This window comes from Kangiella marina (assembly GCF_039541235.1).
Classification (GTDB): domain Bacteria; phylum Pseudomonadota; class Gammaproteobacteria; order Enterobacterales; family Kangiellaceae; genus Kangiella; species Kangiella marina.
Genome location: NZ_BAABFV010000002.1, coordinates 334,584 through 349,250, shown reverse-complemented (window position 1 = coordinate 349,250; position 14,667 = coordinate 334,584). Strand labels below are relative to the sequence as shown.

Genomic DNA, 14,667 nt, shown 5'->3' with positions numbered 1-14,667 from the left:
TTTTCTCCCAATATCCGCTTAGTTAATGGTTGGTTACCATTTGTTGAACGAGTTGATGCGCATAATCCCGAGCAAACTTATCGGCAGCCAATACTGCCTCTAGCGTCAGAGCTTCATCATACTCAGTCGAGGTTAACGTTTGCTGAATTAGCTCCGAGATTTGTGAAAAGCGTATTTTCTCATCTAAGAACGCCTGAACCGCTACCTCATTAGCTGCATTCAAGCGAGCTGGAGTGTTACCCCCTTTTTTCATCGCCTCACTAGCCAGCGCGAGGCAAGGGTAACGTTCTTGGCTTGGTCGATCAAAGGTTAACTGTGATATTTCCATAAAATCTAATGGCGCAACACCCGCATTGATTCGCTCAGGGAAAGCCATCGCGTGAGCGATAGGCGTACGCATATCAGGATTTCCCATCTGTGCCAATACCGAACCGTCGTTATAGCGCACCATTGAATGAATGATGCTTTGCGGGTGCAGTACTACCTCGATCTGCTCAGGCTTAACGTCAAACAACCAGCAAGCCTCGATCAGCTCTAAGCCTTTATTCATCATGGTGGCCGAATCAACCGATATTTTCCGCCCCATATCCCAGTTTGGGTGAGCGCAAGCTTCATCAGGCGTAATGGTCGCAAATTGGTTTAAATCCTTCTTTAAAAAAGGACCTCCAGAGCCGGTCAATACAATATTATGAATCCCACACTGCTCAATACCCTGCTCCACAAAATGCTCAGGTAAACACTGGAAAATCGCATTATGCTCGCTATCAATGGGGAGTAACGTCGCCCCATGTTTTTTAACCGCATCCATAAAAATCGCGCCAGACATCACCAGCGCTTCCTTGTTTGCCAGCAAGATTTTTTTACCTGCTTTAGCCGCGGCGAGCGTAGGCAATAAACCAGCCGCTCCAACAATGGCCGCCATCACCGTATCAACTTGATGATGGCTCGCCACAAACTCTAAATTATCAACGCCCTGTAACACCTCAACATCAAGCTTTTTATACTTAATAAAGGATGCCAGTTCATCGGCAAGTTCAGCCTCAGGAAGTACCGCAAATTTGGGCTCAAACTCTTCACATTGCAATTTTAATTGCTCAAGATTACGGTGGGCTGTTAGCGCAAAAACATGGTACTTATCTCGGTGACGTCGAATCACATCAAGAGTATTTGTACCTATCGAACCTGTCGCACCTAGAATGCATACTTGTTCCGGTTTGTCGCTTATAAAATCACTCATCAAATCAGCCTAACACCCTACCCTAAAAGATCTAACCAGAGGACACCCACAACGAAAAACGGGGCAACTGACAGAGTGCTATCCAAACGGTCCAGCAGACCACCATGACCCGGTAAAATCTGACTGCTGTCTTTAATATTGGCTTGTCGTTTCAGCATGCTTTCAAACAAATCGCCAAATACGGATAAAACCACCATCAGCACAATGAAAACAGCAAACTTTAACCAATCAACATCCAGCGATAGTAAAGACGCCATAACCATGCCCACGATAACCGCCAGCACCAAACCACCCACAGCGCCTTCCCAAGTTTTATTCGGGCTAACAACGGGCGCTAATTTCGTCTTTCCCATGGTTTTTCCAGCGAAGTAAGCACCAACATCAGCTCCCCAAATAATGAGCAGCATCAGCAATAACATCCAGGCACCTAAGTTGTAATCAACATTAATCAACAAACTGCGAATAATCACAACAGCCAACCAAGCAGCGGCTAAAATCACGATGCCAAACAAAGCTCTTAGCCAAGGGCCTTTAAACAACGTTGTCGTCGCTTTGGGGTACAGCAACACTGAAATCGAAGCCACTACCCAAACCAACAGTACCACCGCCAGTAACTTAAACGGATATGCCTCGTACCATAATAGCGGCAGTGCCGCCTCTGTGAAAAAGCTTTGCTGGTACAACTGATAAAACAAGCCACCAATAGCGCCTAGAGTCAGCACGATAAAAATCGACTGCATGGCCTTATTCGTTTGCAATAATCGCGACCACTCCCAAGCTAAAATACCAAAAACCGGTACTAGAATAGCCGAAAAGATCAATAAATCCGGTAGAAACAATAAGCACGCCACTAACGGCAATAACAACACAGCAGTAATAATTCTTTGTTTTAACACAGTATTCCCCTAATGACTGACTGTCGCGATTTGTTCACCGGTTTTGCCGAAACGTCGCTGACGCTGATTATAATTATCGATAGCCGCTTTCAGTGCGCCGCCGTCAAAGTCCGGCCACAAGGCATCACTAAAGTAAAGTTCAGAGTAAGCCGCCTGCCACAATAAGAAGTTACTAATCCTCTGCTCTCCACCGGTTCGGATCAGCAAGTCAGGCTCAGGGCCATTTTCGGTCACTAACGATGACTGGATCGACTCTTCAGTAATAGCCTCACCTTTGTCAGCCAAACGTTTTGCAGCTTGAACCATATCCCAACGGCCGCCATAGTTGGCTGCAATTTGTAAGTAAAGGCCATCATTGTCTTGTGTCAAAGCTTCCGCTTTATCAATCGCCTTTCGAAGTTTTGCATCGAAACCATCTTTATCGCCAATAACCGTCAACTTAACGTTATTTTTATTGAGCTTTTTTGACTCATTTTTTAAGCTAGTCGCAAAAAGCTCCATCAAGAAGCTCACTTCTTCTTTAGGCCGATTCCAGTTTTCACTACTGAAAGCAAACAAAGTCAGATACTTAACGCCCAAATCACCACAGACTTCCGCCATTTCACGCGCTCGTTCCATGCCAGCTTTATGTCCCATGATTCGCTTTTTGCCGCGAGCCTGAGCCCAGCGTCCATTACCGTCCATAATGATTGCGATATGTTGCGGGATATTCTGTTGTGTGACTTCTTGCTCCAAGACTTTATCCTCTGACAGCGGGTTAACCCCTTAATTCAGTAAGTGATTTATTATATACGAAAACGCCGTGAAAAGTTTCACGGCGCCACATCATCATTCATAGTATAAAAAGTGACTTATCTTATGATGTTGAAACGCATTGAAAAGCTTCAAAAACACGGTGCTGACAATCAGTAACTATGTATCTTTTGAAATCCTTTCAACCAAGGTTCAACCAAACAATCACATCTTATTAAATTTCTAACAGCTCTTGCTCTTTCTCTTCTAAAAGCTCATCAATTCGAGCGACTTTAGTATCGGTAAGCTTTTGAATCTGCTCTTCTGCACGACGTAAATCGTCTTCAGAAAGCTCTTTCTCTTTTTCCAATTCTTTTGCTGAGTTATTAGCATCGCGACGAATATTGCGAACTGCAACTTTAGCATTTTCCGCTTCACCGCGAACGACTTTAATCAGCTCTTTACGACGCTCTTCGTTTAACGGTGGCATCGTAATGCGGATCACTTGCCCAGCAACGTTAGGCGTTAAACCAAGATCGGATTTTAAGATCGCTTTCTCAGTATCTTGAATCGCGCCCTTATCAAAAATCTGAAGCACTAAAGTACGACCTTCTTGGACACTAATACTCGCGACCTGATTGATCGGTGTATCAGTTCCATAATAAGGAACCATAATATGCTCAAGCAAGCTAGGATGTGCGCGGCCTGTGCGAATTTTAGCAAGATCGTGCCTAAAAGACTCAATCGTCTTATCCATACGCTGGTCGGCATCTTTTTGAATGTCATTAATCACAGAGATATCTCCTACAATTGCTTGTTATATTCTTAATCTGGCTATTATGCCTAATTACACGCTTGATTCAACGGTAAACTCAGTCCTGACAATGGCTAAGGATGAATCAAGGTACCTTCATCTTTGCCCAACACAGCTTTTTCTAGTGAGCCCGCTTGGGTCATATTAAAGACACGGATGTTCTTTTTGTGGTCACGCGCTAAACAGAATGCAGTAAGATCCATCACCGCGAGTTCTTTATCCAACGCCTCTTTATAGCTTAAGCGATCATATTTTACAGCATCCTTATCCTTCGAAGGATCAGACGAGTAAACACCATCAACTTTGGTCGCTTTCAAGATAAGTTCAGCATCGATTTCGATACCACGCAGACAAGCCGCAGTATCAGTAGTAAAGAATGGATTACCCGTCCCAGCGCAGAAAATTACCACACGCCCTTTATCTAAGGCATTGATAGCACCGCGACGCGAAAAGCCCTGACAGACGCCATCAATAGGCATTGCCGACAGCACTTTGGCTGGTTGCTCAATGCGCTCAAACGCATCTTGCAACGCTAAAGAATTCATCACAGTCGCCAGCATGCCCATGTGATCACCGGTCACACGGTTCATGCCAGCTTCTGATAATTTCTGGCCACGGTAAATATTACCGCCGCCAATGACTACGCCAACTTGAACACCTAGCTCACATAACGATTTGATTTCATTAGCGATTCTTTCAAGAACCTGAGGATCGATACCGAACGCCTCACGCCCCATTAAAGCCTCACCACTCAATTTCAATAAAATACGCTTGTAAGCTAAGTCGGCCATAGTGTTTCCTTTTTTTAGTTCGTATTGCCTAAATAGTACTCAGCAATTACTTCTTCATTTGCGCAGCAACTTCAGAAGCGAAGTCTTCGTCTTTCTTCTCGATACCTTCGCCTACTTCGAAACGAGTGTAAGAGATAACTTTTGCGCTTTTCTCTTTAAGAAGCTGACCAACAGTCGTTGAAGGATCTTTAACGAAGCTTTGACCTTCCAAAGTGATTTCGCCAACGAACTTCTTAATACGACCAACCATCATTTTCTCAACGATATCATCAGGTTTGCCTTCCATATCAGGTTGAGCTTTGATGATTTCTTTCTCTTTTTCGATAACCGCAGGATCAACGTCGTCAGCTGTGTTGAACTGAGGGTTGCTTGCAGCAACGTGCATTGCAATGTCTTTCGCCAAATCTTCGTCACCGCCCTCTAAAGAAACGATTACGCCGATACGGCCGCCGTGAACGTATGCACCAAGCGTTTCACCATCAACTTTAGCCACGCGACGTACCGTGATGTTCTCACCGATTTTAGCAACTAAGTTAGCGCGCGCTTCTTCAACAGACTCACCAGAAGGCATAGATGCAGCATTTAATGCATCAATGTCGCTAGTGCCGTTCTCTAAAGCAACATCTACTACTTCGCTTGAGAACTTCTTGAAGTTTTCGTCACGAGCAACGAAGTCAGTTTCAGAGTTCACTTCAACTAGTACACCTGTGTTGCTACCTGATTTTGCTAAAATAACACCTTCAGCAGCGATACGACCTGCTTTCTTAGCCGCTTTCGCTTGGCCAGATTTACGCATGTTATCGATTGCAGTTTCAATGTTACCGTCAGCTTCAACCAACGCTTTCTTACATTCCATCATGCCAGCGCCAGTGCGCTCACGTAATTCTTTAACTAATGCAGCAGTAATTGCCATGATAGTATCTCCGATAGATTCCTCTGCTTTTCAGAACAGCAGAATACATAAACTAGAATAGTGTAGAGTGTCGTGTTTAAACCTTTATGAAGCTTCTTAAGCGTTTGAAACCAAAAGGTTTTTCAAAAAAGGGGGCGAGGCCCCCTTTTCAACACATAGCAAGGTTAGCGATTACTCTTCGCCAGCCTCTTCAACAAACTCGTCGCCTTTATCAGCAACTGTGTTGCTTTGCTTACCGTCAAGTACCGCGTCCGCTACTGCTGCGCAGTATAAGCGAATCGCACGGATCGCATCATCGTTACCTGGGATGATGTAATCAACGCCTTTCGGGTTAGAGTTTGTATCAACAACAGAAACCACTGGGATGCCCATTTTGTTAGCTTCTGCGATTGCAATGCTTTCATGGTCAGCGTCAACAACAAACAATACGTCTGGTAGACCACCCATGTTTTTAATACCGCCGATAGAGGCTTCAAGCTTCTCCATCTCACGAGTACGCATCAACGCTTCTTTCTTCGTCAAACGATCGAAAGTACCGTCTTCAGACTGTTTTTCTAGGTCTTTCAAACGGTTAATAGAACCACGAATCGTTTTGTAGTTAGTCAACATACCGCCTAACCAACGCTTATCAACGAAGAACTGACCACAACGAGTCGCTTCTTCTTTAACGATTTCAGCTGCAGCACGCTTCGTACCAACGAAAAGGATTTTACCTTTGTTAGAAGCGATTTTACCTAAGTAATTCAACGCATCGTTGAACATAGGTACTGTTTCTTCAAGGTTGATGATATGGATCTTGTTACGCGCACCAAAGATATATGGACGCATTTGAGGGTTCCAGAAGCGAGTTTTGTGACCGAAGTGCACGCCCGCCTGTAGCATGTCACGCATACTAACTTTAGACATAATAAATTCTCCGAATTTCGGGTTAAGCCTCCACAAATCCCATTTCCCGACCCCAACCAGTGTCTTTCTGGCGGAGCACCCCGGCAAATGTGCCGATTTGTGTGTGGATTTTAAGTAAATAACGTATTTGTAGCCCAATTGTTGTACGGGTTTAAACGCACTTTCGAGCCACGGCGCGCTTTATACCATTTTTCAGGGGTTGAGGCAATGTTTTTGGGTCAATTAGGTGTTTTTCGTCATTCCCGAGAAGTCGGGAATCTCGCTCTATTTTGCTTGTCACTTGGAAACTGAGCCGATAGGCCGCAGGATCTAACCCGCTTCATGTTATTCCGGCCCAAACGCCTACCAACAATCGCATCACTCCGTACTTGATAAGGAATCTAGAGACTTTTTACAACTGGGGGTACTGTTCTCCGGCACTGATTCCCCCATGACTATATGTTAGTTTCTAGGTAATATATATGTCGAGTATCAGCTCAAAACTAAAAATAATCTATAAATATAGGGATTTTCAAATGAAAAACAGATTACTCTTATTGGCTTTTATCGCATATTTCATAGCTTCTTGCACAAGTATTAAAGTACAAGAGTTAGATCCAGAGCATGAAATCAGCCATGTCTGCATCCAAAAAAACCCAAAAGTAATTGTTAGCGACTTTTTGCCAGTTGTGCAAAGAGGTTTCATGAAACATGGAATAACAACTGAAGTATTTGATGACGAAATGCCTTTCTATTGCGATTACTACCTCACTTATACTGCTCTAAAAACATGGGATATTGGGATGTATATGCACCATGCGGAGCTATCACTGTTTAAAAATCATAAGATGTTAGGTTACGCTGAATACCACCTAAACGGTAAAGGTGGCTTGGCTCTAAATAAGTGGGCGAGTGTTGAATCAAAGATGATGCCTGTTATCGATAAGCTACTTGTGGGCTATACACCAGAAAAGGTTAAACTTTTTAAAAGCAAGCAAAAACATGCCAATTTTAAAGAAACAAATAATGAAACTTCTGGGAAAAGCACAGAGGACGAGTTGATAAAATTAAGAAAGTGGTTCGAAAAGGGCTTGATTAGTAAAGAGGAATACAAAGCTGAAAAAGAAAAGCTTTTAAACAAGTAGCAGCGTAGCCTCGAAGGAGCAAAGCGACTTCGAGGTTTTATATTTATAGTTTACTCCTCCCCTCGATTACGACCAGAGGGAGTGCACCACAGGCATTCCTTTCAGTCACCTGTGGGGCGCTTTCGCTGATCGAAGTGACGTTTACTCAATATAAAGCCCTTAAAGTTCGCTCCCCCTGAAGTGTTCATAGCCCATCATATGTAAAGAAATAGTAAGGTTAATAGAGTGTTGCGGATGAATTCGTATAATCAATGATATACGACTAATCGGATTAAGGTGGCGATATGAGCCAGTATAAATACACTCCCTACTTTTTGTTATTGTTAACTTTTTCGCTGAGCTTTGTTTGTAAAGCTCAGTCCGTCGAGATAGGTAATACAACCTTCTCTCACTCGATATTAAATGTTGGGGCGGGCGAATCAACAATCTCAGCTTTTGATTTTAACTCAGATGGTCACCAAGATATTGTTGTCTCTAATTATTCAGACAATAACATTGTTGCTTATCAGGGAAATGGTGAAGGCGACTTGACAGAAGTTGGTCAGTATCCTGCGGGTGACAACCCTACGGACATATCCGTTTCAGACATCAATGGTGATGGGCATCTCGATGTGGCTATCACTAATCATGAAACATCACATGTGACATTGCTTCATGGTGATGGAAAGGGAAACTTTAAAAACTCACCATATTCACCGTTTAATATTGACGTAAAGCCACATCCGCATGTAGCTCAACTAAAAGATCTAGACGGCGATAGTATCGTAGATTTGGTTGTAGATAACCGCACCCATGAAGGGTTAAGTGTATTCAAAGGGCTGGGGGATGGAAAGTTCGAAAAAGAAAGCCAGCTTATTGATGTGGGTGGCGATCCGTATCTTGGCTTTGCCTCTGGCGATATCAATGGTAATGGAAAGTTAGACTTAGTGGCACCCAATCAACAAGAAATTGCTATTGCTCTCAACACTAGTACCGATAAGCAATCGTTTTCTTTAAAAAAACCAATCCCATTCGAGTCTTCATTCGCAGTTGGGTTAGCTGACATGACTGGAGATGGGACAATAGACTTAATTGTAGCCTCAACTGGAAACTCTATGGCTATCATGCCTGGAGACGACCAAGGAAATTTTCTTAAAGATAAGAAAGCCTCGTTCAACGTAACTTCTGGTGCAAAGCAGGTAGCAACCGGGGATATTAACGGTGATGGTGTTGATGATGCTTTAATCAGCAATTGGTCTGGGGAGATACTCGTTGTACTAGGCAGTAAAGACACTTTCGAAACCGTTACTTTTAAACATCCAAATATCCCTAATCCGTGGGGAATAGTCATAGTAGATCTAAACGAAGATGGAAAAAGTGATTTTATCGTTGCTAGTGGAGGCAGTAAGTTAGCTGCGGTATACCTTAGTCAGGACAAATAACAGCAAGCGTAAGTCAGGACAAATAACAGCAAGCGTAGCCTCGAAGAAGCGAAGTGACTTCGAGGTTTTATGTTTATAGTTAACCCTTCCCTCGATTAAGACCAAAGGATGCCCCTAGTACGCTTCGCTAATCGAGGCTATAAACTTAAAAATACACACAAGCTAAACTCCTAGAGTAACCGCTCATCCCCTTAAACAATTAAATTTCTGCTTGGCTTGACATGTAACCTACGAGTTACTAAAGTAACGCATAGGTTACACACTCAATGATAAAAGATAAGGGATATTCTATGGAACTCAACAAAGCAGACAAACTGGTTCACTCAAGAGCTAAAATTTTAATCTTCGCGGCTTTTGCCTTTGCTTTATGGCAATTTGCTTGGATAGGTTCAGATATCATTAAAGGTACCGAGAGTAGCATTATTCATTTAATTACAGGGTTAGTTATACTTGGTTCAATGTTATGGGTGGCTGCTTGTTATTTTTTCTACTCTTTTAGCAAAAAAGTAAAGAAAGCCAATGCATTCGAAGCTCTCAATGATGAATTAACCCATAAAAATAAATGGCAAGCCTTTATGGCGGGTTACTTCACTCTCTTTGGCATGATTTGGCTGTTGATACCAGCAACAGAGTTTTGGGACTTGGATTTACTATTGTTCATAAGAACTATTGCGGTATTAGCGATTATTGTCCCAATTCTGTTCTTTTCGTATTTAGAACTAAAAAACGATCAAGGAGCCGAATAGTGCAAAGTGACCAAAAATACTTTGCCAATCACCTGAAACAGCTGCGAGCTCAGCATAACTATACTCAGGCTGATTTAGCAGAATTGGTAGGCGTTACCCGTAAAACCATTAACACCATTGAAAACCGTGTTTTTATTCCTTCGGCTTTTTTGGCGCTTAAGTTAGCACGGGTTTTCAAGCTTACGGTTGAAGATATTTTTTATATCGAAGAGCATTAATAAAAAGTGTAGAGGGGGTACCGCCCCCTTCAGGCACTTACATGTTAGGTTACGCTATCAGCTAACCCAGTCTATAAAACCAAGGAATAAAATAAATGCACATCCCTAGCCATTTTAAAGAAAAGGATACTCAAAAACTGCAACAGTATATTCAAGATTATAGCTTTGGTTTGTTAATTATTGCTGATGAAGGTGGGATCGAGGCTAATCATGTACCTTTTCAACTAGAAATCACTGATGATTCGCCCAATGGTGTTTTGCAGTGTCATGTCGCACGAAAGAATCCTATATGGCAACGATTAGCAGAAGGTAAACGTGTTCTTGCCATATTCCAAGGACCTAATGCGTATGTATCACCGTCATGGTACCCAACCAAGGCTGAAACGGGGCGAGCAGTGCCAACATGGAACTATTTGGCAGTCCATGCCGAAGGAGTCGCCCAAATTACTGAAGATCCAGAATTGCTGCTAAAACATCTTAAGCAACTGACAGACCAGCACGAGTCAAAGATGAGCACTCCGTGGTCAATGAGTGACGCACCTGAAGACTACACGCAACGCCTGGTAAAAAGCATTGTCGGTATAGAGATCAAGATTGAAACCCTAACTGGCAAATTAAAAGCGAGCCAGAATCAGCCAGAGAAAAATAGAGCCGGGGTTAAAGCAGGCCTCAAAGAAATTGAAAAAGAACCTACGCGAGCTATGTCGGATTTAATCAATTAGTTACCGAGAGCTGGAGCCCTAACGATAATTATTCGCTGATTCAGCTGCTCATTATGCTCTTCTAAATACTTTAAGGTATCCACCATTTCGAATTTGGGGCTTCTCTTTATAAACTCCCTTAAAAATGCAGTGTGTGCTCGCCCCATGATCAAGCGTAGCCTCGAAGAAGCAAAGTGATTTCGAGGCTTTATGTTTATAGTTTACCCTTCCCCTCGATTACGACCGAAGGCGGTGCACCATAGGCATTTTTTCAGTCACCTGTGGTACGTTTTCGCTAATCGAGGCTACGTTTAATCCCCTTAATCAATACCCTACTTGTTTAAAGCTGTGTTAGGCTACCCACCATGAAGAAAAATGATAAAAAAACCGAAAAGTTAATCGTTAAAACATTAACCGATGCCTGTCATGTGCTGACGGATTCGGTTGAGGGTTTTGAGTGGCTGACTCATTTTGTGGACTACAAAGCATTTCCAGAATCCTTAGAGGTTGTGTGTATTTTTGATACGGAAGATTCTTTATCAAAAGCGTTGCAAGAACACCAAGATAGTTTTATTGGCTCTGTCATTAGCGATAAACTTCAATCGATCAAAGTGCCTTTAAAGAATAATGCAAAGCAAATCAGCTTTGATTCTGAAGAAGCGTGTGAAAAAGAACATAAAGGCAATTGGGCTCGGCGATTCCTGTCTCAGTAGCTGTCGCGTAAATAAATGAAATAAAAGTAGACAGGGGGTAAGAAAGCCTATACTCTGATCCTCAGCTAGAAAGAAGTCTTTATTTTCATCCTACATTTCATTGTTTTATTTTTAATTCTTTGTCCTGCAGTTTCTAAATATCAGTCTACATTTACAGCTATTCAAGCCTCTTGAAGGCACCCTTATATTTAAATTACAGGATATTATTATGTCTAATACAATTACTGGAACCGTTAAATGGTTCAACGAAGCAAAAGGTTTTGGTTTTATCGAGCAGCAAGATGGTCCTGACGTGTTTGCACACTACAGCTCTATCAGCAACTCAGGTTTTAAAACTTTAGCCGAAGGCCAGAAAGTTGAATTTACGGTTACTGACGGTCAAAAAGGCCCTCAGGCTGAAAATATTGTTGCTGTTTAATTACTAGCACTCTATTTCAAAGGGCAGATCTTTCGAGGTCTGCCCTTTTTTATTGTCTTAACAAAAAGTCCCAGTCCAAAAGCCACTAGACTCTGAAGAAATTCCTTCAACGACTGAGTGGGTCACAATTATTCTTTAGACTTTTCTCTTTCCGAGTCAGCGATGAGCTGCTCGTCTATGAGTTTTGCTGCTTTAAATGCTGGGCGCTCGGCGAGCTTAGCCGCGTAGTCTTCAAAGCCTGGACGCATATCCATGCTGCCGAATTGAAGTCCCCACAATACATGTGAACCCACATAAACATCTGCAGCTGTAAACCGTTCACCCGCAACATAAGCCGACTTCAGCAACTGAGCCGATAAGACATCAAGCACCCGATCGTAATTTCCGTAACCAACCATAGCTTCCTGATCAGGCTTGATATTCACTTTTAGCGAACGGTCAACAATAGCTGCCTCCAAAGGCCCTGCGCTAAAGAATAACCATCGGTAATAGTCAGACCGATCGTCAATGGGCGGTGCGAGTCCTGCCTGAGGAAAAACATCCGCAAGATAGGCACAGATTGCTGCGCACTCTGTTACCACTTTTCCACGATGGACAATCGCTGGCACCTTTCCCATCGGGTTAATCTTAAGGTACTCCTCGCTTTTCATCGATGTATAGTACTCAAGAACTTCCTGACGATACTCAGCCCCTACTTCTTCTAACATCCAGCGCGCTATCTGCCCGCGAGACTGTGGATTGGTGTAAAACGTTAAGTCACACTCTTGGGAGGTCGAAACAGGCATAAAAACTCCTTCTTGGAAGAAACGATAATGAGCACAATGCAGGCCTAAGTCACCATGCACTAGTTGTCAGGACAAAAGTTCACTACAATACTATAAGCACATCACTAGATATATTCCAATTAAGATGAAGCAACCCATCACCGGCTACCATAAAGATGATCACGACGACTGGGTTGCGGAGTTAGCCTGTGGTCACTTCCAGCACGTTCGCCACAAGCCCCCTTTCATTAATCGCCCCTGGGTTGAAACTCGGTCTGGGCGTGAATCTAAACTCGGACAGTCACTGAATTGCAAGAAGTGTGACGATGGCGTTCCAAAAGATAAACTCTAGCGCATAGATAGGTTACTTCCAGTTAAGTTAAGCTACGCTATGTTTTTAACAAGATTACTCTATAATGTCGCCACAACCACGCAGCGCCACGAACCAATCATGAGCCAATTACCTAACTGCCCGCAATGTAATTCTACTTACACTTATGAAGTCCAAGCCATGTTAGCTTGTCCAGAGTGCGGTCATGAGTGGTCTCAAAATGCCTCCGCGCAAGAAGACTCCTCCATCAAGGATTCCAACGGCAATCCTTTACAAGATGGTGATACCGTCACGGTGATTAAAGATTTAAAAATCAAAGGCTCTTCTCAAGTGGTGAAAGTCGGCACAAAAGTTAAGAACATTCGCTTGGTAGACGGCGATCATGATATCGACTGCAAAATACCTGGGATTGGCGCTATGAAGCTAAAATCTCAGTTCGTTAAAAAAGTCTAACTAAAGCTGACATAAAAAAGTAGCGGCTTTGACACCGCTACTCTATTCTTGCTTCTAAAGTATGACTTCAATCGAGAGTTTCTTTCTAGAGTTACTCCAGTGCAAACAAGCTATCGTCGAAGCGCTGGTTGTAACTGACGTCAGCCTGCATTTCAAAACCTACGCTACCGTCACCTAAGGTTTGACTGACATTGATTTTCACTGGAAGCTCAGTTTTGGGGTCAACCCAAACTCGTGCTTCGATACCACTATCTTCAATCAAGTAACCTGTAAGTTCAGTACCTGAAAAGGTTTGTACGCCAAGCGGCTGCGCTTTTTCTGGATCAACGTCCAAAATAAGATTGCGCCAATAAAGAGGATTTTCTTGAACGCTTTGCGTAGAGTCATTGGCCTGAAAAGTGAATGGCACAGTTTGCTCACCATTACCATTCGATAGTTTCATAACGCCTTTACCCTGACTCACATCCATAATATTAACGAACGTTGGCTGGCCTTTATCTCCTAACGAATAACTTTCCATTCGCACCTGCCCTGAATCACGGTAATAAACCTTAATATCCATCAGGTGTTCCCCTGCGCTGGTCATGGTCGCGCTGTAGAACATGTTGCTGACTTTTTTAAACTCTGCCACCATGCTCGCGAACGAGGTTTGCGGCGACGCTGCAAAAATAAACATCACGAAAGCGATACTGGCAGCAGCGCCCATTGAGCCTGCGAGTTTAAGCCCTGAAAAATTAAAGGTTTCTTTCCACCAGACGGATAGTCTCTGAAACCACCCCGGTTCTTCGCAATCATTCTCCACCTCGATTGCAACCGCTCTTAGCAAATTATCTTGCGCACGTTCAATATCTTCCGACAAAGCCTGTTCAGCTTTAAGACCTTCAACTGCTTTGTCCAAACTTTGATCAGCTGTGTACTTCATGCTTCTCTCCTGTAATCTGACTGTGACTAAGTAAGCGGGCCAGTTTTTGCCGAGTTCTATTAAGAATGATGCCAACGTTACTTGAGGTTAGCTTTAATGACTCAGCAATATCCTCATAGGAAAGCTCTTCGACAAAACGCAAAACAAAAACCTTTGCTTCTTGTTCGGTCACTTTCGTTAACGCATGACGAAGCAGCCGAATATCTTGGGTTAAGCCAAACTGTCTTTCCGGTGTTGGTTGCGATTTACTTTTTATCGACAACACATCCTCAGAAAAACTTTGCTCCGATAAGCGGTGCTTCTTTCTTAATAAATCAAGGCTGGCAGAAGTTGCCATAGTCGTCAGATAAGCAGCCCAGTTATTCACTTTGTCGAACGCCTTAGGTGTTTTTTTGAATAGCTTCATGTAAATATCTTGAGTGATATCTTCTGCATAATGGCTATCCCCTACAATGCGATATGCGGTAGCGAACACCTGTCGTCCATATTGATTTGCTAATTCAGCAATCTGCTGCTTCTGTGTATTCTTCAACGATCTTCCCCATTTATGTGGCCTCACTACTATAG

At 43.0% G+C, this 14,667-nt stretch carries 20 protein-coding genes; 9 read left to right on the top strand and 11 right to left on the bottom strand.

Annotated features, from left to right (window positions below; all coding sequences use genetic code 11):
* Nucleotides 1–22: 22 nt before the first annotated feature.
* From ispC to rpsB, 7 genes are all read right to left on the bottom strand, one after another.
* On the bottom strand, nt 23–1,237 hold the full coding sequence (gene ispC, locus ABD943_RS09795) for a 1-deoxy-D-xylulose-5-phosphate reductoisomerase (protein WP_345293008.1): 1,215 nt from the start codon (nt 1,235–1,237) through the stop codon (nt 23–25).
* A 17-nt stretch (nt 1,238–1,254) separates the two neighbouring features.
* Entirely contained in the window at nt 1,255–2,133 is an 879-nt protein-coding gene (locus ABD943_RS09790; RefSeq protein WP_345293007.1) for a phosphatidate cytidylyltransferase, read from the bottom strand.
* Nucleotides 2,134–2,142: 9 nt separating this feature from the next.
* On the bottom strand, nt 2,143–2,817 hold the full coding sequence (gene uppS / locus ABD943_RS09785; RefSeq protein WP_425559475.1) for a polyprenyl diphosphate synthase: 675 nt from the start codon (nt 2,815–2,817) through the stop codon (nt 2,143–2,145).
* A gap of 283 nt (nt 2,818–3,100) precedes the next feature.
* Entirely contained in the window at nt 3,101–3,658 is a 558-nt protein-coding gene (gene frr, locus ABD943_RS09780) for a ribosome recycling factor (protein ID WP_345293005.1), read from the bottom strand.
* A 95-nt stretch (nt 3,659–3,753) separates the two neighbouring features.
* The gene (gene pyrH / locus ABD943_RS09775) at nt 3,754–4,470 is read right to left on the bottom strand and encodes a UMP kinase (protein WP_345293004.1); all 717 of its coding nucleotides are present in this window, start codon (nt 4,468–4,470) and stop codon (nt 3,754–3,756) included.
* 46 nt (nt 4,471–4,516) lie between these two features.
* Nucleotides 4,517–5,383 carry a translation elongation factor Ts gene (tsf, locus tag ABD943_RS09770; protein WP_345293003.1) on the bottom strand — a complete coding sequence of 289 codons (867 nt, stop codon included), beginning with the start codon at nt 5,381–5,383 and terminating at the stop codon, nt 4,517–4,519.
* A 171-nt stretch (nt 5,384–5,554) separates the two neighbouring features.
* Nucleotides 5,555–6,289, bottom strand: coding sequence for a 30S ribosomal protein S2 (rpsB, locus tag ABD943_RS09765; protein ID WP_345293002.1), 735 nt, complete (start codon nt 6,287–6,289; stop codon nt 5,555–5,557).
* 515 nt (nt 6,290–6,804) lie between these two features.
* Between rpsB and ABD943_RS09760 the strand changes: the two genes are divergently transcribed.
* From ABD943_RS09760 to ABD943_RS09740, 5 genes are all read left to right on the top strand, one after another.
* A complete protein-coding gene (locus ABD943_RS09760; RefSeq protein WP_345293001.1) occupies nt 6,805–7,413 on the top strand; it encodes an Sbal_3080 family lipoprotein in 609 nt (202 codons plus the stop codon).
* Nucleotides 7,414–7,697: 284 nt separating this feature from the next.
* On the top strand, nt 7,698–8,834 hold the full coding sequence (locus tag ABD943_RS09755) for an FG-GAP repeat domain-containing protein (protein ID WP_345293000.1): 1,137 nt from the start codon (nt 7,698–7,700) through the stop codon (nt 8,832–8,834).
* 266 nt (nt 8,835–9,100) lie between these two features.
* Nucleotides 9,101–9,580, top strand: coding sequence for a hypothetical protein (locus ABD943_RS09750; RefSeq protein ID WP_345292999.1), 480 nt, complete (start codon nt 9,101–9,103; stop codon nt 9,578–9,580).
* Nucleotides 9,580–9,798, top strand: coding sequence for a helix-turn-helix transcriptional regulator (locus tag ABD943_RS09745; RefSeq protein ID WP_345292998.1), 219 nt, complete (start codon nt 9,580–9,582; stop codon nt 9,796–9,798). The genes ABD943_RS09750 and ABD943_RS09745 overlap by 1 nt, the downstream gene beginning before the upstream one ends.
* 95 nt (nt 9,799–9,893) lie before the next feature.
* Nucleotides 9,894–10,520, top strand: a complete 627-nt coding sequence (locus ABD943_RS09740) for an FMN-binding negative transcriptional regulator (protein WP_345292997.1) — start codon at nt 9,894–9,896, stop codon at nt 10,518–10,520.
* Here the strand turns inward: ABD943_RS09740 and ABD943_RS09735 are convergent.
* A complete protein-coding gene (locus tag ABD943_RS09735; RefSeq protein WP_345293372.1) occupies nt 10,517–10,711 on the bottom strand; it encodes a DUF5694 domain-containing protein in 195 nt (64 codons plus the stop codon). The two genes, ABD943_RS09740 and ABD943_RS09735, sit on opposite strands and share 4 nt — an antisense overlap.
* A 153-nt stretch (nt 10,712–10,864) precedes the next feature.
* Between ABD943_RS09735 and ABD943_RS09730 the strand changes: the two genes are divergently transcribed.
* Both ABD943_RS09730 and ABD943_RS09725 read left to right on the top strand, forming a co-directional pair.
* Entirely contained in the window at nt 10,865–11,212 is a 348-nt protein-coding gene (locus ABD943_RS09730; protein ID WP_345292996.1) for a Fis family transcriptional regulator, read from the top strand.
* Nucleotides 11,213–11,420: 208 nt separating this feature from the next.
* A complete protein-coding gene (locus ABD943_RS09725) occupies nt 11,421–11,630 on the top strand; it encodes a cold-shock protein (protein ID WP_345292995.1) in 210 nt (69 codons plus the stop codon).
* Between the two features lie 128 nt (nt 11,631–11,758).
* Here the strand turns inward: ABD943_RS09725 and ABD943_RS09720 are convergent, their stop codons facing one another.
* Nucleotides 11,759–12,415, bottom strand: a complete 657-nt coding sequence (locus ABD943_RS09720; protein ID WP_345292994.1) for a glutathione S-transferase family protein — start codon at nt 12,413–12,415, stop codon at nt 11,759–11,761.
* A gap of 124 nt (nt 12,416–12,539) precedes the next feature.
* Here ABD943_RS09720 and ABD943_RS09715 point away from each other — a divergent pair, with 124 nt between their 5' ends.
* Nucleotides 12,540–12,746 carry a DUF3565 domain-containing protein gene (locus tag ABD943_RS09715; protein WP_345292993.1) on the top strand — a complete coding sequence of 69 codons (207 nt, stop codon included), beginning with the start codon at nt 12,540–12,542 and terminating at the stop codon, nt 12,744–12,746.
* Between the two features lie 99 nt (nt 12,747–12,845).
* A complete protein-coding gene (locus ABD943_RS09710) occupies nt 12,846–13,178 on the top strand; it encodes a zinc ribbon domain-containing protein YjdM (protein ID WP_345293371.1) in 333 nt (110 codons plus the stop codon).
* Nucleotides 13,179–13,269: 91 nt separating this feature from the next.
* Here ABD943_RS09710 and ABD943_RS09705 read toward each other — a convergent pair whose 3' ends face one another.
* Together ABD943_RS09705 and ABD943_RS09700 are read right to left on the bottom strand one after the other, a co-directional pair.
* Entirely contained in the window at nt 13,270–14,100 is an 831-nt protein-coding gene (locus ABD943_RS09705; protein ID WP_345292992.1) for a hypothetical protein, read from the bottom strand.
* Complete coding sequence (locus ABD943_RS09700; protein ID WP_345292991.1) at nt 14,084–14,632, bottom strand: RNA polymerase sigma factor; 549 nt, start codon at nt 14,630–14,632, stop codon at nt 14,084–14,086. Before ABD943_RS09700 ends, ABD943_RS09705 begins: the two co-directional genes overlap by 17 nt.
* Nucleotides 14,633–14,667: the final 35 nt, after the last annotated feature.